This is a genomic window from Micromonospora mangrovicola (assembly GCF_047200535.1).
In the GTDB taxonomy this organism is placed as follows: domain Bacteria; phylum Actinomycetota; class Actinomycetes; order Mycobacteriales; family Micromonosporaceae; genus Micromonospora.
Genome location: NZ_JBJZOG010000005.1, coordinates 15,029 through 30,928, shown reverse-complemented (window position 1 = coordinate 30,928; position 15,900 = coordinate 15,029). Strand labels below are relative to the sequence as shown.

16 protein-coding genes are annotated in these 15,900 nt (G+C 71.7%); 11 read left to right on the top strand and 5 right to left on the bottom strand.

The annotated features are described in order from the left end of the window. Nucleotides 1-37: 37 nt before the first annotated feature. On the bottom strand, nt 38-1,030 hold the full coding sequence (locus ACL02O_RS03385; RefSeq protein ID WP_412816446.1) for a tyrosine-type recombinase/integrase: 993 nt from the start codon (nt 1,028-1,030) through the stop codon (nt 38-40). Nucleotides 1,031-1,100: 70 nt separating this feature from the next. On the opposite strand from ACL02O_RS03385, the gene ACL02O_RS03380 reads away from it, so the two are divergent. The 3 genes from ACL02O_RS03380 (at nt 1,101) to ACL02O_RS03370 (ending at nt 4,302) form a co-directional block, all read left to right on the top strand. Further along, complete coding sequence (locus ACL02O_RS03380) at nt 1,101-1,751, top strand: hypothetical protein (RefSeq protein ID WP_412816445.1); 651 nt, start codon at nt 1,101-1,103, stop codon at nt 1,749-1,751. Between the two features lie 120 nt (nt 1,752-1,871). Next, nucleotides 1,872-2,108, top strand: a complete 237-nt coding sequence (locus ACL02O_RS03375; RefSeq protein WP_412816444.1) for a YgaP-like transmembrane domain — start codon at nt 1,872-1,874, stop codon at nt 2,106-2,108. Between the two features lie 400 nt (nt 2,109-2,508). Next, the gene (locus tag ACL02O_RS03370; protein ID WP_412816443.1) at nt 2,509-4,302 is read left to right on the top strand and encodes an aminotransferase class V-fold PLP-dependent enzyme; all 1,794 of its coding nucleotides are present in this window, start codon (nt 2,509-2,511) and stop codon (nt 4,300-4,302) included. A 30-nt stretch (nt 4,303-4,332) separates the two neighbouring features. Here the strand turns inward: ACL02O_RS03370 and pdxY are convergent, their stop codons facing one another. Continuing rightward, nucleotides 4,333-5,184 carry a pyridoxal kinase PdxY gene (gene pdxY / locus ACL02O_RS03365; RefSeq protein ID WP_412816442.1) on the bottom strand — a complete coding sequence of 284 codons (852 nt, stop codon included), beginning with the start codon at nt 5,182-5,184 and terminating at the stop codon, nt 4,333-4,335. A gap of 295 nt (nt 5,185-5,479) precedes the next feature. Between pdxY and ACL02O_RS03360 the strand changes: the two genes are divergently transcribed. From ACL02O_RS03360 to ACL02O_RS03350, 3 genes are all read left to right on the top strand, one after another. After that, nucleotides 5,480-6,619 carry a hypothetical protein gene (locus ACL02O_RS03360; protein WP_412816441.1) on the top strand — a complete coding sequence of 380 codons (1,140 nt, stop codon included), beginning with the start codon at nt 5,480-5,482 and terminating at the stop codon, nt 6,617-6,619. A gap of 150 nt (nt 6,620-6,769) precedes the next feature. Continuing rightward, nucleotides 6,770-8,188, top strand: coding sequence for an OFA family MFS transporter (locus ACL02O_RS03355; protein ID WP_412816440.1), 1,419 nt, complete (start codon nt 6,770-6,772; stop codon nt 8,186-8,188). Then, complete coding sequence (locus ACL02O_RS03350) at nt 8,185-8,340, top strand: MFS transporter small subunit (protein WP_412816439.1); 156 nt, start codon at nt 8,185-8,187, stop codon at nt 8,338-8,340. Before ACL02O_RS03355 ends, ACL02O_RS03350 begins: the two co-directional genes overlap by 4 nt. Nucleotides 8,341-8,396: 56 nt before the next feature. Here ACL02O_RS03350 and ACL02O_RS03345 read toward each other — a convergent pair whose 3' ends face one another. Beyond that, a complete protein-coding gene (locus ACL02O_RS03345; RefSeq protein WP_412816438.1) occupies nt 8,397-9,125 on the bottom strand; it encodes an SDR family oxidoreductase in 729 nt (242 codons plus the stop codon). 128 nt (nt 9,126-9,253) lie between these two features. On the opposite strand from ACL02O_RS03345, the gene ACL02O_RS03340 reads away from it, so the two are divergent. The 3 genes from ACL02O_RS03340 (at nt 9,254) to ACL02O_RS03330 (ending at nt 11,542) form a co-directional block, all read left to right on the top strand. Next, nucleotides 9,254-9,712 carry a peroxiredoxin gene (locus ACL02O_RS03340; RefSeq protein WP_412816437.1) on the top strand — a complete coding sequence of 153 codons (459 nt, stop codon included), beginning with the start codon at nt 9,254-9,256 and terminating at the stop codon, nt 9,710-9,712. 67 nt (nt 9,713-9,779) lie between these two features. Beyond that, nucleotides 9,780-10,463 carry a hypothetical protein gene (locus tag ACL02O_RS03335; RefSeq protein ID WP_412816436.1) on the top strand — a complete coding sequence of 228 codons (684 nt, stop codon included), beginning with the start codon at nt 9,780-9,782 and terminating at the stop codon, nt 10,461-10,463. A 188-nt stretch (nt 10,464-10,651) separates the two neighbouring features. Continuing rightward, the gene (locus ACL02O_RS03330; RefSeq protein ID WP_412816435.1) at nt 10,652-11,542 is read left to right on the top strand and encodes a GNAT family N-acetyltransferase; all 891 of its coding nucleotides are present in this window, start codon (nt 10,652-10,654) and stop codon (nt 11,540-11,542) included. A 65-nt stretch (nt 11,543-11,607) separates the two neighbouring features. Here the strand turns inward: ACL02O_RS03330 and cydB are convergent, their stop codons facing one another. Both cydB and ACL02O_RS03320 read right to left on the bottom strand, forming a co-directional pair. Further along, complete coding sequence (gene cydB / locus ACL02O_RS03325) at nt 11,608-12,606, bottom strand: cytochrome d ubiquinol oxidase subunit II (RefSeq protein WP_412816434.1); 999 nt, start codon at nt 12,604-12,606, stop codon at nt 11,608-11,610. Nucleotides 12,607-12,621: 15 nt separating this feature from the next. After that, complete coding sequence (locus tag ACL02O_RS03320) at nt 12,622-14,034, bottom strand: cytochrome ubiquinol oxidase subunit I (protein ID WP_412816433.1); 1,413 nt, start codon at nt 14,032-14,034, stop codon at nt 12,622-12,624. A 177-nt stretch (nt 14,035-14,211) separates the two neighbouring features. Here ACL02O_RS03320 and ACL02O_RS03315 point away from each other — a divergent pair, with 177 nt between their 5' ends. Together ACL02O_RS03315 and ACL02O_RS03310 are read left to right on the top strand one after the other, a co-directional pair. Further along, entirely contained in the window at nt 14,212-14,988 is a 777-nt protein-coding gene (locus ACL02O_RS03315; RefSeq protein WP_412816432.1) for a lysophospholipid acyltransferase family protein, read from the top strand. 65 nt (nt 14,989-15,053) lie between these two features. Then, nucleotides 15,054-15,896, top strand: coding sequence for an SDR family NAD(P)-dependent oxidoreductase (locus tag ACL02O_RS03310; RefSeq protein WP_412816431.1), 843 nt, complete (start codon nt 15,054-15,056; stop codon nt 15,894-15,896). The last annotated feature ends 4 nt before the right edge of the window (nt 15,897-15,900 follow it).

Genomic DNA, 15,900 nt, shown 5'->3' with positions numbered 1-15,900 from the left:
GGCGAGGATGCCACGCACCGGTCAACCACACCTCCGATTAATCCCCGACCAGCGCCGCCACGGCCGCGTTCGTCCGGTTCGACCGCACCGCCGCGCGCTGTTGACCCGCCGTCACCTCGATGTACGTCTGCGACGACGCCAACGACGCGTGCCCCAGCAACCGCATGATCTCCGCCGCGCTCGCCCCGTCCTCGGCCAACCGGGTCGCGAAGGTGTGTCGCAGCGCGTGCAGCCGCGCCCCCTGCGGCACCCGGTCACCGATGCCCGACCGGCGATAGCACGACTCCACCAGATACTGCAGGCCACCACGGCGCAAGGGCTCACCCCGACGGTCCACCAGCAGTGGCGAGTCCGGCCGGACGCTGCGCTCGCCGAAGCGCCGCCGCCGGCTGTCCAGATAGTCCACCAACGCCCGATCCAGACCCGCCTCGATCGGCACCGTCCGCGGACGCCCGCCCTTGCCGGCCACGTCGACCCGCCGCTCGCCGACGCGGCCGGCCACCGAAGCCACCCGCAGCGCCAGCAACTCGGACAGGCGCAGGCCGGCGCAGAGCGCCAGAGCCAGCACCGCCAGGTCGCGTTCCGGCCAGGGGTCCCGCTGCCGGCCGTGCTCGCGGGCCACCGCGGTCAGCAGCTCCTCCGGGGTGTCCTCGCCACGCAGCGGCTTGGGCTGGGGGAGCGGCGCCCGGGGCCGCCCCACGGCCGGCATCGGGTTTCCGGGTACGACGCCTTCGGCGACCAGGAACGTGAAGAAGCTGTTCCACGTCGACCAGGCACGGTGGACCGAGGCGGCGGCGCGGGGAGCGGCGAACCGGGCGAAAGCGGCGCGCATGACGCGGGGGGAGAGTGCGGCGACCGGCAGCTGGTCGAGGGGGAGGGGAGTGGCGTCGTCCTCGACTACCAGGGCCGCGACGCCGGTCAGGTCGCGACGGTAGGCCGCGAGAGTGTGCGGGGAGGGCTTGCGGGTGGCCCGCGCGGTCAGGAACTCCTCGATCAACCACCCAATCGATTCGCCCGGTTTGTCATGCATAAGGGATATTATGCATGATTTTCGCGTTCTGGTCATGCCGGGACCACAGGGGAGCGGAACGCACGATGAAATGAGCAACATGCTCACCCTGCGACCGGTCGTCGAGCTGTCCGAGCCCGCCGCGACCCGTACGTGGCCGGCGCGCACGCCGCCGCCCGGAGGATGGCTCACGCTGCACGCGGGCTGCCCGCCGGAGGAGGTCGAGGCGTTCCTCGCGAACCTCGCGGCGAATGTCGAGGTAGAGCCGCCCGGCAGCCGGGACCAGGTGGTGGACGCGCTGCTCGGCGAGGACCCGCTGCTGGCCGCCGGCGGACTACGGCTGGAGGACAGCGCCACCGGGGCGTCCCTGTCGCCGGGCTGTTGCGCGGGCCTGGAGGACTGGCGGGAGTGGACGTCGGCGCTGGATGGCGGCGCGCCCTGGCTGGGCCACGACCCCCGGCCGGAGATCGAGATGCGGGGCGAACTGTTGCGCGCGTGGCAGCACGGCGGGCCGCGGCGGCACGGCCCGTACGTCGACCTGACCCGGGCGGGCCTGGCGGAGCTGCTGGCGTCCGCTCAGGCCGATCTGGTGGGTTTCCTCGACCGGCTCGACCACTGGGCGCGCGACAGCGGGCTCGGTGCGCGGGGGGCCGCCCTCGTCGCGGCGGTCGACCGCGATTTCGAGATCACCACTCCGCTGACCCTCCCCGGAGGAGGGCCGGGACGACGCTACTTGACATAATGTAGATTATCGAATCTTCGCATGGCGAGCTTTCCGCAGCGCGGCGTCAGGCTCTCCCGATGGCGGTAGGCTGACCGGGAAGCGGGAGACTTTCGTCCCTATTTTCCCCAGGGAGCGGTCATGCCCATCCTGCGTTTCTTCAACTCGCCGGCCGGCCGGGTCACACGAGTCGTCCTTGGGCTGGTGCTCATCGTGATCGGCGTGTCGTTGGGCGGCTGGTGGTGGTTGCTGGCCCTCGCCGGCCTGCTTCCGCTGCTCGCCGGCCTGTTCGACATCTGCACCCTGGCTCCCCTGTTCCACCTGCCGCTTTCCGGCCGCCGTTTTCGAGAGGCCACCCGGGGCGGACGCCGGGCCTGACCACGCTGCGCCATCAGCTGCCCACCGACCTGAGAGCACCGCGCGGTGCTACTCCCCTGGGCCTTCGACACACGACGCCGGCCTCGGCAGCCCGGATTCGTTCGGGACGGCTGCGAACTCCTGACCCGCGGCAGGGCGCTTCGGATCATCGAGCGACCCGGGGCGCCCGGCAACTCTCGCCCGGCCCCGGCCCGAGCTGCCGGCGGGCCGAGGGCGGGTCACATGGCCCGGCAGCCCGAGCCGGGCGGGCCTACCGCTGACACCGGTCGCGGGTGTTGGCTGATGAGGCAGCGAAGGGAGCAACCGATGGCGCAGGCAGGCGGGCAGGTCGCCGACGCGAGCCTGGCGCGGGTGCCCGAAATCCGGCTCTGACTTCGACCGGCTGAGGAAGGGGTGCGAGATGGGCCTGACCGACGATCCGGTTGCGCCCGGCGGGAAGGAACAGCTGCTGGCCCGGATCCGCGACGGGATCATCGGTGAGGGCGAGGTGCTGGACTGCCCCTACGGGCCGCGGCGGATCACCTACGCCGACTACACCGCGTCGGGCCGGTCGCTCGACTTCATCGAGGACGCGATCCGGACGTGGGTGCTGACCCGCTACGCCAACACCCACACGGAGAGCTCCGGCACCGGCCTCGCGACGGGGCGGCTGCGCGAGGACGCCCGGCAGATCATCCACGACGCCGTCGGCGGGACCGACGAGCATGTGGTGATCTTCTGTGGTTCGGGCGCCACGGCGGCGGTCAACAAACTGATCGGGATCCTGGAACTGCGGTTGCCCGACGGACCCTCGCGGCGCTACGGGCTCGCCGACCGCATCCCACCCGAGCTGCGGCCCGTGGTGTTCGTGGGTCCCTACGAGCACCACTCCAATGAACTGCCGTGGCGGGAGACGTACGCCGACGTGGTCGCCATCGGCGCGGACGCCGACGGGCACATCGACCAGGCGGAGCTGGCCGGGCAGCTGATCCGGCACGCGGATCGGCCACTGCGCATCGGCAGTTTCTCGGCCGCCTCCAACGTCACCGGCATCCTGTCCGACGCCGACGCGGTCGCGGCGCTGCTGCACGCGCACGGGGCGCTGTCGTTCTGGGACTACGCGGCCGCCGGCCCGTACGTGCCGATCCGGATGGGCGAGTCGAGGCCGGGGGCCGGTGACGGCAAGGACGCGGTCTTCCTGTCGCCGCACAAGTTCGTCGGCGGACCGCAGACACCCGGTGTGCTGGTGGTGCACCGCGACCTGGTCCGCAACCGGGTACCGACCGTGCCCGGCGGCGGCACGGTGGCGTTCGTCGACCCGGTCGGCCACCGGTATCTCGACGACCCGGTGGCGCGGGAGGAGGGCGGTACGCCGGCGATCGTCGAGTCGATCCGGGCCGGGTTGGTGTTCGCGCTGAAGCAGGCGGTCGGCACTGATGTCATCCAGGCCCGCGAGGAGCGGCTGTGGTCCCGCGCGCTGGGGCGCTGGTCGGACAACCCGGGCATCGAGGTGCTGGGGAACCGGACGGCCCGGCGCCTGTCGATCGTGTCGCTGCGGGTCCGCCACGGAGTCCGCTACCTGCACCACAATTTCGTGGTCGCGCTGCTCAACGACCTGTTCGGCATCCAGACGCGCGGCGGTTGCTCGTGTGCCGGGCCGTACGGGCACCGTCTGCTGGCGATCGACGCGGAGCGGTCGCACGCGTTCCGGGACGAGATCGGTCTGGGCTGCGAGGGGATCAAACCCGGCTGGACGCGGATCAACTTCAACTACTTCATCTCCGACGCTGTCGCCGACTATCTCATCGAGGCGGTCGACCTGGTCGCCCGGTACGGGCACCGGTTGCTGACCGACTACCGCTTCGATGCCCGCACCGGGTTGTGGCGGCACCATCGTGGCCCTGCCCAGCCGCCGCTGCGGCTGGCCGAGCTGGGCTACCTGTTCGGCGGCGTGGTGCCGGCCCCGCAGTCGCGGGACCGGGTCGGTGAGGACGCCCTGGTCGGGTACCTGCGCGAGGCGCGGGAGCTCTTCGCCGCCCGGGACGATCACGTCGACGAGGGGGTCACCGGGCTGCCGGACGACTTCGAGGCACTGCGCTGGTTCCAGCTGCCGCCGGCCTGCCTGGTGCCGGTGGACCGGGTGGAGGGTGTCACGCTCGGGCCTGCTCGGGCGTGTGGTGTCGAGGCGCGGCTGCCGCTGGCTGGTGCGGGTTGACGTCGGGCGGGCGGCCGGCGCCGGGGCCGGTCAGCGCAGCTGTCGGGCGGCGAACCGGGTCTGCGGGTGGGCGATGGCGTCCTGGGCGGCGACCAGTTGGAGTTCCCGGGTGCCTGCGGTGAGGGTCGTCTCGTAGACGGCGAAGACGGCGTTGACGGTGCGCTCCAGTGCCGTCGCGGGCGAGCCGGTGGTCCGCAGGTGCGCCAGGTACAGCGCGGCGGTGACGTCGCCGCCGCCGTTGGGGCTGATCGGCAGCAGCGGCGTCGTGACCGCCCAGGCGCCTTCGTCGGACACGGCGACCACCTCCAGGGAGCCGTGCGGGACGTCGCCGTGCAGGACGCTGGTGACCAGCACGTGCCGGGGGCCCATGGCGCGTACGACGTCGACGGCGGCCAGCAGTTCCGCGGGCGAGTTGGTCGTCCGGCCGGCCAGGAACTCCAGCTCGAACTGGTTCGGGGTGACGATGTCCGCGCGGGGGACGACGGTGTCGCGCAGGTACTCCGGGATGCCGGGGCGGACGAACATGCCGCGGCCGACGTCGCCCATCACCGGGTCGCAGCAGTAGACGGCGTCGGGGTTGGCCGCCTTGACCCGGTCGACGGCGTCGAGGATCACCGCGCCCATCGCCGGGTCGCCCTGGTAGCCGGAGAGCACCGCGTCGGCGTCGCCGAGCACTCCCCGGTCCTCGATGCCCGCGATCACGTCGGCCACGTCCCCGGGGGCCAGCAGCGGCCCGCGCCACGCACCGTAGCCGGTGTGGTTGGAGAAGTGCACGGTCAGCACCGGCCAGATCTCGTGCCCGAGCCGTTGCAGCGGGAAGGCGGCGGCGGAGTTGCCGACGTGGCCGTAGGCGACCGAGGACTGGATGGACAGGATCTTCACCAGCTCATGGTCGCACCTTGCGAATTCGCAGGTGGCGCCTGGTCGGCCGGCAGTGCGTAGCCGGGCGTGCGGGTGCGCCCGGTAGCCGCCGTCGGCGACTCGGCGACTCGGCCGGCCGCGGGCGGTGGGCGGTGGCGCCTGGTTCGGCCACCTTCCCCGGTGCTTCGGTCAGTTCGGTCTCGCGGCGGCTTGTTCTGGCCGAGTCCGGTGCTCGCGGCCGGCGGCAGGTGGATGTCGTTGCGTCGTTCCACTGTGGTGGGCATCATCGATCTACCTGCGTCAGTGGGGAGGGCGCGTGGGCGGACCGGTCGTGGGGGCTCTGCGTAGGCGGTTGCGTTGGCGGGCCCGTCGGGTGGTGGGGGTGCTGGGGCTGCTGGCCGTGTCGGTGGGCCTGTTGGCCTGGGGACGGATGGTCGAGGGCTACAACCAGGAGTTGCTGCTGAACATCGGGGCCAGCACGGTGATCGTGGCGTTCTCGTACGCGATCGTGGATCCGTTGTTCGAGGAGTTGCGGCGTTCCCGGGTGGAGGAGCGTCCACGCTTCGACGATGAGGAGTTCAGCCGGAATGTGGCGGCGGCGACGTCCACGGTGTCGATCATGGATATCGGCAGTCACCTGTTGGAGGGGTCGGGGCGGGAGCGGTTCCTGCGGGCGTTGCGGACGGCGTTGACCAACGGCGTGCTGGTGCGGTTGTTGCTGCTGGATCCGGACTCGGCGGCGGCGTCGCAGCGGGCCGAGGAGATCCGTCCGGTGAACGTCCGGGAGGTGATCGTGGACAACCTGCGCCGGCTCAACGAGTTCGTCGAGTCCCTGGACGTCGCGGAGCGCAACCGGTTCCAGGTGCGGATCTACGACGCCTCGCCGTCGGTGCACATGTTCCGCTGGGACGAGAAGGCGTTGATCTCGTTCTTTCCGATCGGGGTTCGGGCGTCGGCGGCTCCGCATCTGGAGGTCTTCATGGGCAGCCCGTTGGGTGAGTTCGTGGAGAGTCGCTTCGACGAGTTGTGGTGGCATCCGAGCACGCGGCCGTTGGAGGAGTACATCTGCCTGCCGGTGACGCTGCGGCACGACGGCGTGGTGTTGCGGTCCTGCGTGATGCACTTCGTGGTGACGGCGGGCGGTTGGTGCATCGATGGGTCGCCGATCGTGGACCAGTTGACCGACTTCGGCACCGGGCCGTTGGAGGTGGAGTTGTCCCGGCCGTTGGCGGTGAACGGCTGGTCGGGTACGCGGTTCCGGCTGGCGCGGGTGGACGGGGATGCGGAGCGGGCGCGGGTGTTCGCGTTGTTCGACGCCAAGTACGGGCCACGCCGGTTGATCGGGCCGGGGCGGGCGCGGCTGGCGTTGCGGCTGATCCCCGGTGGCGGGCTGGTCGGTGGGTCGAACGGTGGCGGGGCGGAGTCCGGGGTGGGTTCGGACAGTTCCGCGGCGTGACCTGGTGGGGTTGGTGGGTGCGCCGCGGTGTGGGCGGGTGACCGTTCGGCTCAGGGTTTCGACCGTCCGGCGCGTGGTGGGTTTGCGCGCAGCGGGCGGTGTGGGCATGTGGCGGGAAGTTTCCCGTCATTTTTCCGAGAGGAAGCACGGATGCTTTCCGCACTCGATCGTCGGCACACCGTCGCGCCGCCCGGGTACAGCCGTTGGCTGATTCCCCCGGCCGCGTTGGCGATCCATCTGTGTATCGGGCAGGTCTACGCGACCAGCGTCTACAAGAACTCTTTGATCGCGCACTTCGGTGCCAGTCAGACGGCGATCGGGATCATCTTCAGCATCGCGATCGTGATGCTGGGGTTGTCGGCAGCCGTGGCGGGCACCTGGGTGGAGGCGAACGGGCCGCGTAAGGCGATGTTCGTCTCCGCGTGTTTCTGGGCGGCCGGCTTCCTGGTCGGGGCGCTGGGTATCGCGACGAAGCAGTTGTGGTTGTTGTACCTCGGGTACGGGGTGCTGGGCGGGATCGGGTTGGGGATCGGGTACATCTCCCCCGTCTCGACGTTGATCAAGTGGTTCCCGGACCGGCCGGGTCTGGCGACCGGTCTGGCGATCATGGGGTTCGGTGGTGGGGCGATGGTGGCCTCTCCCCTGTCCCGGCAGCTGCTGTCGTTCTACGACTCCGGGTACGACCCGGCGGTGGCGGGGTCGACGGCGACGGGCAGCGCGCTGGTGTGGCTGTTCGTGACGCTCGGCATCGGCTACTTCGTGATCATGATGTTCGGGGTGTTCAACGTGCGGGTGCCGGCGGTGGACTGGCGTCCGGCCGGGTTCGATTCGGCGCGGGTGGCGGCGAAGCCGCTGGTGACCACGGCGAACGTGTCGGCGGCGAACGCGGTGCGGACGTGGTCGTTCTGGCTGCTGTGGATCGTGCTGTTCTGCAACGTGACCGCGGGTATCGGGATCCTGGAGCAGGCGAGTCCGATGATCCAGGACTTCTTCCGGGACAACGGGACCTCTTCGGTGTCGGTGGCGGCGGCCGGCGGTTTCGTGGGGCTGCTTTCGCTGTTCAACATGGCGGGCCGGTTCGTGTGGTCGTCGACGTCGGACGTGATCGGCCGTAAGCCGATCTATCTGGTCTATCTCGGTGTCGGGATGGTGCTGTACACGCTGCTGGCCCTGTTCGGGCAGACCGCGACGGCGCTGTTCGTGCTGCTGGCGTGCGTGATCCTGTCGTTCTACGGCGGTGGGTTCGCCACGGTGCCGGCGTACCTGCGGGACCTGTTCGGCACCTACCAGGTGGGTGCGATCCACGGTCGGCTGTTGACGGCGTGGTCGGCGGCGGGGGTGGCCGGTCCGCTGATCGTGAACGCGTTCCTGGACGCGCAGGGCAAGCCGGGCACGTTGACCGCAGCGGCGTACCGGCCGGCGCTGTTCACGATGGTCGGGATCCTGGCGGTGGGGTTCATCGCCAACCTGTTGATCCGGCCGGTGCCGGAACGGTTCCACGAACCGGCGTCGGACCGGGACGAGGCTGAGGGTACGGAGCCGGTGGCGGCGGAGAGGAGCGCGTCGTGAACGAGGACGCGGTGCACGAGCAGACCGTGGACGAGCCTGCGATGCACGGCCAGCGGGTCCGGCTGATGGTGTCGTGGCTGGTGGTGACGGCACTGTTGGTCTACGGCGTGGTGCAGACGATGATCACTGCGGCGAAGTTGTTCACCAACTGAGCGGTGGGCAGCCGACGGGCCCGGGGGTGCGCCCCCGGGCCCGTTCGGGCGGGTGGTCAGAGGCCGCCGGCGATGCGCAGGACGGCGCCGGTGGTGTAGGAGGAGTCGGGGCCGAGGAGGAAGGCGATGGCGCCGGCGATCTCGTCGGGTTCGCCGGCGCGGCCCAGCGGGATGCGGCCGACGGCGGTGTCGGCGCGGTCGGGTGCGCCGGACAGGGCGTGGATGTCGGTGCGGATGATGCCGGGGGCCACGGCGTTGACCCGGACGCCGTGGGGGGCGAGTTCCTTGGCCAGGCCGACGGTGAGGGTGTCGGTGGCGGCCTTGACGGCGGCGTAGTGGATGTACTCGCCGGGGCTGCCGAGGGTGGCGGCGGAGGAGGAGACGTTGACGATGGCGCCGCCGCGGGTCATCCGGCGGGCGGCCTGCTGGGCGCAGAGGACGTACCCGATGAGGTTGACGTCGACGACGCGGCGCAGGTCGTCGGCGTGCAGGTCGGTGAAGGGGCCGATCGGGCTGGTGATGCCGGCGTTGTTGACCAGGCCGGTGAGGGGGCCGAGGTCGGCGGCGGCGTCGAAGAGGCGGTGCACCTGGTCGGGGTCGGTCGTGTCGGCGGGCACGGCGACGCCGCGGCGGCCGGCGGCGCGGATGTCGGCGAGGACGGCCTGGGCGGCGGTGTGGTCGCTGCGGTAGGCGATGGCGACGTCGTGGCCGGCGGCGGCGAGCCGTCGGGCGGTGGCGGCGCCGATGCCGCGGCTACCGCCGGTGATGATGGTGACGGAGGTCAATGGCCCTCTCCCCTGCCCTGGTGGTGCCGGTGACGTTACCGTGGCCGGCGGGGCGCCAGGGTGGAGAGGACGGTCACACCGGGACGGCCTAGGCTCACCGCGTCGGGATCGGCGAGTGGAGGTACGCGATGGCGGTGGGTGTTGGTGACCTGGTCGAGGACTTCGAGCTGCCGGACGAGACGGGTACGCCGCGGCGGCTGTCGGAGTTGCTGGCGGCGGGGCCGGTGGTGCTGTTCTTCTACCCGGCGGCGATGACCCGGGGCTGCACGGCGGAGAGCTGCCACTTCCGTGACCTGGCGGCGGAGTTCGCGGCCGTCGGGGCGCAGCGGGTCGGGATCAGCCGGGACCCGGTGGCGAAGCAGGCGGAGTTCGCCCGCCGGCACGGCTTCGACTATCCGCTGCTGTCGGACGTCGACGGGACGGTGGCGGACGCGTTCGGGGTGCGCCGGCGGCTGCCGTTGGGTGCGCTGAGCATGCGGCGGATGACCTTCGTGATCGGTGCGGACCGGCGGGTCCTCGCGGTGGTGCACAGCGAGCTGAGCATGAACGAGCACGCCGACGCGGCGTTGCGCGCCCTGGGGGGTTGATCTTCCGGTTGTCGCAGCCGGCTGGTATCAAGGCTGCTAATCAGACGGGTGTACGGAAGAGGGCGTGATGGCGGGTCAGGGTTTGTCCACTGACGAGGTGCAGGGGATCCGGGAGGCGTTGGCGGCGGGCCGCAAGCCGAAGGTGGTGTTCACCGCGGCCGCCGGGCAGATGGCCGGTCAGCTCGGGCAGGTGGTGGAGTTGACCGACCCGGAGCTGTCCGAGGAGTTCGTGGTGGTCCGGTTCGGCCGCGACGAGCTGCCCTTCTCCCCCGTCGATGTGTCGATCGCGCCGAGGGGGGCCGGGCGGAAGCCGGCAGAGCCGAAGCCGGAGATCGAGGAGCCGCCGGCGCCGGCGGAGCCGGAGTTCGTGCTGGACACGCCGGCGGTGCCGGCACCGCGTCGGGAGGAGCCGAAGGTGGAGCAGCGGCAGGCGGAGCCGAGGCCGGCGAAGCGGGCGGCGAAGGCGGCGAAGCCGAAGAGCCCGGCCGGGCTGACCGTGACGCTGGCGTACGCCGAGGGCGAGTGGACGGTGGCGGCGCAGCAGGGCAGCAAGGCGCTCGCGCGGCCGTACGTGGTGAAGCCGGCGGAGGCGCTGCGGATGGTGGCCCTGGTGGACGTGCCGGGGGTGCAGGAGGCGGTGGAGCAGATCCTGGCCGCGGAGCGCACGGAGGCGGAGCAGCAGGCGGAGAAGCTGCGCGCCGAGCTGGCGGAGATCGAGGCGCGGTTGGCGGAGCTGCGCGAGGCCCACTGAGCACGCCGCGCCCCGGCCGGAATTCGCCTCGGCCGGGGCGCGGGCCGTCTGGTACGGTTCCGCCACGTCCTCGACGAGACCGGAGGGAGGTGAGCGCCATGGCACGTACGACTGTCATGCGCTCCCACCCGACCGCGAGGACCTCGGGTTCCTGAACCGGGAGCGCACCGCTTCCCGGAAGGACCTTCATGACCGACCTGGTCATCCGCCCGCTCGTCGCGGGCGAGGAACACCTCTTCGACTCCCTGTCCGACCCGGGGCTGGTCGGGCGGGCCGTGCTCGGCCGGACGTACGCCGACGGCGGCTACCGCCCGGAGTGGACCTGGGTGGCGCTGCGCGACGGCGTGGTGGTCGCCCGCGCCGCCTGGTGGGCCGCGCCGGACGACCCGGCGCCGCTGGCGCTGGACTGGTTCGACTTCACCGATCCGGACGCCGCGGTGGCGTTGCTGCGCACCGCGCCGCTGCGGGCCGAGTACTCGATCCTGCTGCCGCCCGGCTGGCGGGACGATCCGGTGCTGCGCGCGCAGGGGCAGGCCCGCATCGACGCGGCGACGGCCGCCGGCATGCGGGTGCTGGTCGAACGCTACCGGTACCGGTGGACACCGGAGTGCGGCCTGCCGGCGCGGCCGGGCCGGCTGCGGTTCCGGCCCGAGCCGGACGACGCGGTGATCCTGGACGTGCTGCGCCGCATCGGCGAGGGCAGCCTGGACGCCCATTACCGGCACGCGGCCGAGCGGCACGGCCCGGAGGCCGCGGCGCGGGAGGACCTGGACCTGCTGCGGTGGCTGCCGAGCCCGCGTGACTGGTGGCGGCTCGGGTACACCCCCGGCGGGGAGCTGGCCGGCCTCATCGTGCCGGCCCGCACCCAGACCGATCACATCGTCGGGTTCGTCGGGGTGCTGCCCGGGCAGCGCGGCCACGGATACGCCTACGACCTGCTGGTCGAGGCCACCCACCGGCTGGTCGAGGTGGGCGCGGAGCAGATCGTGGCGGCCACCGACCAGCACAACACGCCGATGGCCGCCACCTTCGCCCGGGCCGGCCACCCGGTCGAGTGGGAACGCGTCGACCTGGTCTGAGGCGCCCCGCGGGGCCGGTGCGACCCCCTCGCACCGACCCCGCGTCACCCACGCCCGCAGGCTGATCAGTGTTGCGGGATGTTCATTACCCCGATTCGCTTGCGGAACACCCAGTAGGTCCAGCCCTGGTAGGCCAGCACGATCGGGGTGAACACCACGGCCACCCAGGTCATGATCTTCAGGGTGTACGGGGTGGAGGCGGCGTTGCTGGCGGTCAGCGTGCCGGCTGCGTCCAGGGTGGACGGGAGCACGTTCGGGAACAGCGCGGCGAACATGGTCGCCACGGCCAGGCCGATCGCCACGGCGGTGCCGGTGAACGCCCAGCCCTCCCGGCGTGCCCGGGCGGCGGCGATACCTCCGACCAGGGCGAGTGCGGCGCCGACGGCGAGCACGACGGCGGTGGCGCTGGAGCGGATGGTCAGCGTCCAGCTCAGGAAGGCCACCGCCACCACCGCGGTGCCGACGCCGACCTTGACGGCGAGTGCGGCGGCGCGCTCGCGGATGTCGCCGCTGGTCTTGAGGGCGAGGAACACCGCGCCGTGGGTGAGGAACAGCCCGAGGGTGGTCGCGCCGCCGAGCAGGGCGTACGGGTTGAGCAGGTTGAAGAATCCGCCGACGTACTCGTGGTCGGCGTCCAGTGGCACGCCCCGGAAGATGTTGGCGAAGGCGACGCCCCACAGGATGGCCGGTACCAGCGAGCCGAAGAAGATGGCCTGGTCCCAGCGGCGCTTCCAGGACGCCTCGGGGCGCTTGTGCCGGTACTCGAAGGCCACACCCCGGGCGATCAGGGCGAGCAGGATCAGCAGCAGCGGCAGGTAGAAGCCGGAGAAGAGGGTGGCGTACCACTCGGGGAAGGCGGCGAACATGGCGCCGCCGGCGGTGATCAGCCACACCTCGTTGCCGTCCCAGACCGGGCCGATGGTGTTGATCAGGACGCGGCGTTCCCGGTCGTCGCGGCCGAGCACGGGCAGCAGCATGCCGACGCCGAAGTCGAAGCCTTCGAGGATGAAGTAGCCGGTGAAGAGTACGGCGACGAGGAGAAACCAGACGGTCGTCAGTTCCACGATGGGCTCCGGGGATCAGTAGGCGAAGGCGAGCGGGCGCTCGGCGTCGTCGGTGTCGTCGTCAACGGGGGCCGGGGTGACGTCGGGGACGCCGGCCTTGGCGTAGCGGAGCAGCAGCTTGAACTCGATGACGGCGAGGACGGCGTAGATCAGGGTGAACGCGGTGAACGAGGTGAGCACCTCGGTCAGCGAGACGGTGCGGGACACGCCGTTGCGGGTGAGCATCTCGCCGAAGACGATCCAGGGCTGGCGGCCCATCTCGGTGAAGATCCAGCCGAAGGAGTTGGCCAGCAGCGGCAGCGCCGGCAGGACCAGGCCGGCGCGCAGCAGCCACTTGCTGCTGGGGGTGCGGCCCTTGCGCTGGCTCCAGAGCACGATCAGGGCGATCGCTGCGGCGGCCAGCCCGAAGCCGATCATGAAGCGGAAGCTCCAGTAGGTGACCGGGATGATCGGGGTGTAGCTGCCGGCGCCGTACTGGGCGGCGTACTGGGCCTGCAGGTCGTTGATGCCCTGCACGGTGCCGTTGGGGTCGCCGGTGCCGAGGAACGACAGCAGGTACGGGAGCTTGACGGCGAAGACCTCGCGGCTGCCGTCGAGGCTGCCGACGGTGAACACGGAGAACGAGGCGGGGCTCTCGGTGGTGTAGAGGGCCTCGGCGGCGGCCATCTTCATCGGCTGCACGTCGGTCATAATCTTGCCCTGGATGTCGCCGGTGAACAGCACCAGCGCCGAGGCGATCAGCACCACCCACGAGCCGAACCTGGTGGCGAAGCGGTAGGCGTCGGTGTCGGCGCTGTCCCGGTTGCGGATGACGTGCCACAGGCCGACGGTGACGATCAGCGACCCCGCGACCAGGAACGCCCCGGCGAGGGTGTGCGGGAAGGTGATCAGGGCGACCTTGTTGGTGAGCACGGCGAAGAAGTCGGTCAGCTCGGCGCGGCCGGTGGTGGGGTTGATCCGGTAGCCGACCGGGTGCTGCATGAACGAGTTCGCGGCGAGGATGAAGTACGCGGACAGGTTGGTGCCGATCGCGGCGGCCCAGATGGCGGCCAGGTGCAGCCGCTTGGGCAGCCGGTCCCAGCCGAAGATCCACAGCCCGATGAAGGTCGACTCGAGGAAGAACGCGACCAGGGCCTCGATCGCCAGGGGTGCGCCGAAGATGTCCCCCACGAAGCGCGAGTAGTCCGACCAGTTCATCCCGAACTGGAACTCCTGCACGATGCCGGTGACCACACCCATCGCGAAGTTGATCAGGAAGAGCTTGCCGTAGAACTTGGTGAGCTTGAGGTACCGCTCGTTGCCGGTGCGGTGCCACAGGGTCTGCAGGATCGCCACCAGGATGGACAGCCCGATGGTCAACGGCACGAAGAGAAAGTGGTAGACGGTGGTGACACCGAACTGCCAGCGGGCGACGTCCAACGCGTCCACCTGAAACCCCCAGCTGTGCATACTACGAGACGTAGTAAATACTACTTGGCGTCGTACAAGAGTTGGCAGGGCCGCAGGGCCCGATCAGTCCCGGGACCAATGACCCTGATCACCTCTGCCGCTCGACCCGGGACCGGACCCCCGCCTCACCCGGCGGCGTGCGACCATCCAGCACTGATGAACACCCCGACCTCCCCTTGGCGGGCGCCGCTGCTCTGGCGCGTCGCGCAACTGCTCGCCCGCGCCGTCGTCGCCCTGCTCGGCCGCCTCGAGGTCACCGGCGACGTGCCGGCCGGGCTGCGGCACGGGCCGCTGATCCTGGCCGCCAACCACATCAGCCCCTTCGACCCAGTCGTGCTCACCGCCGCCTGCCGGGCCCGCCGGATCCACCCGCGGATCATGGCCACCGCCGGACTGTTCCGCGCCCCTGTCGTTGGCCCGCTGATGCGTCGCGCCGGCCACATCCGCGTCGACCGCGGCACCACCTCCGTGCACCGGGCCCTGGAGGTCGCCGCCACGGCCGTTGCCGGCGGGTCGGTCGTCCTGGTCTACCCCGAGGGACGCATCGGCCTGGACCCCGGGTTGTGGCCCGAGCGGGGCAAGACCGGCGCGGCCCGGCTCGCCTTCGCCAGCGGCGCGCCAGTGGTCCCGGTCGCCCAGTGGGGCTCCCACGAGGTGCTGCCGTACCGAACGCCCAAGGGCATGCTGCGCGGGATCGCCCGGGCGTTGGTGCGCCGGCCGGCTATCCGGGTGCACTTCGGCGCCCCGGTGGCGCTGCGCGACCTGCACGCCGGCACGCCCGGCGCGGCCCGGCGGGCCACCGACCGGATCATCGACGCGATCACCGAGGACCTGGTGCCACTGCGCCCCGACGAGCCCGACCGGCCCCGCCACGTCGACCCCGGCCGGCCGGTGGAGACCACCCGCGCCCACCGGCGGCACCGGTCCGGCTGAATCGGCACGCCACCGCCCCCGACGGTGAGACCCTTCGGGCCGGGACACCCCGCAGGGAGGCATCCGTGAGCGCACCCACCGTGCTGATCACCGGCACGTCCAGCGGCATCGGGCTGGAGATCGCGCTGGGCGCGGCCCGTGCCGGGTGGCGGGCCGTCGCCACCATGCGCGACCTCGCCCGCGCCGACCGGCTGCGCGCCGCCGCCGCCGACGCCGGGGTCGCCGACCTGGTCGAGGTGCGCCGGCTCGACGTCGTCGACCAGGCGTCGGTGGCCGCCTGCGTGGCCGACGTGGTGGCCAGCCACGGCCGGCTCGACGCGGTGGTCAACAACGCCGGGGCCGGCCACGTCGGCACCCTCGAACGGGAGAGCGTCGCGGACGTCCGGGCGGTCATGGAGGTGAACTTCTTCGGCGTCCTGCACGTCACCCGCGCCGCCCTGCCGCACCTGCGGGCGGCGCAGGGCCGGCTGCTCACCGTCACCAGCGTCGGCGGGGTGGTCGGGCAGCCGTTCAACGAGGCGTACTGTGCCGCGAAGTTCGCCGTCGAGGGGTTCATGGAGTCCCTCGCCCCGGTCGCCGCCACCGTCGGGGTGAGCGTCACCGTGATCGAGCCGGGCGCGGTGGCCAGCGAGTTCGTCGCCAACGTCGGCATCGACCCGGAGGCCGCGATCGCCGCCGCCGGGGTGTACGGCCCGGCGCTGCGGGCGTACCTGGCGCGCAGCGCGGGCGCGTTCACGGCCGCGCAGTCGGCGGCCGATGCCGCCGCCGTGGTGGTGGCGACGCTGATCGACCCGGAGCCGGCGCCCCGGGTACAGACCTCCCCCGCCGCCCGACAGTTCGTCGGCGTCAAGCTGACCGACACCGACGGGCTCGGGGTGACCGCGCTGACCGCCGGCTGGCTGCGCTGAGGGT

Bases quoted from the DNA above. Each gene is read 5' to 3' on its own strand.
- ACL02O_RS03315 (WP_412816432.1), top strand. From the start codon at position 14,212: ATGAACACCCCGACCTCCCCTTGGCGGGCGCCGCTGCTCTGGCGCGTC.
- ACL02O_RS03330 (WP_412816435.1), top strand. From the start codon at position 10,652: ATGACCGACCTGGTCATCCGCCCGCTCGTCGCGGGCGAGGAACACCTC.
- ACL02O_RS03385 (WP_412816446.1), bottom strand. From the start codon at position 1,030: ATGCATGACAAACCGGGCGAATCGATTGGGTGGTTGATCGAGGAGTTC.
- ACL02O_RS03340 (WP_412816437.1), top strand. From the start codon at position 9,254: ATGGCGGTGGGTGTTGGTGACCTGGTCGAGGACTTCGAGCTGCCGGAC.
- ACL02O_RS03355 (WP_412816440.1), top strand. From the start codon at position 6,770: ATGCTTTCCGCACTCGATCGTCGGCACACCGTCGCGCCGCCCGGGTAC.
- ACL02O_RS03380 (WP_412816445.1), top strand. From the start codon at position 1,101: ATGAGCAACATGCTCACCCTGCGACCGGTCGTCGAGCTGTCCGAGCCC.
- ACL02O_RS03370 (WP_412816443.1), top strand. From the start codon at position 2,509: ATGGGCCTGACCGACGATCCGGTTGCGCCCGGCGGGAAGGAACAGCTG.
- ACL02O_RS03335 (WP_412816436.1), top strand. From the start codon at position 9,780: ATGGCGGGTCAGGGTTTGTCCACTGACGAGGTGCAGGGGATCCGGGAG.
- ACL02O_RS03375 (WP_412816444.1), top strand. From the start codon at position 1,872: ATGCCCATCCTGCGTTTCTTCAACTCGCCGGCCGGCCGGGTCACACGA.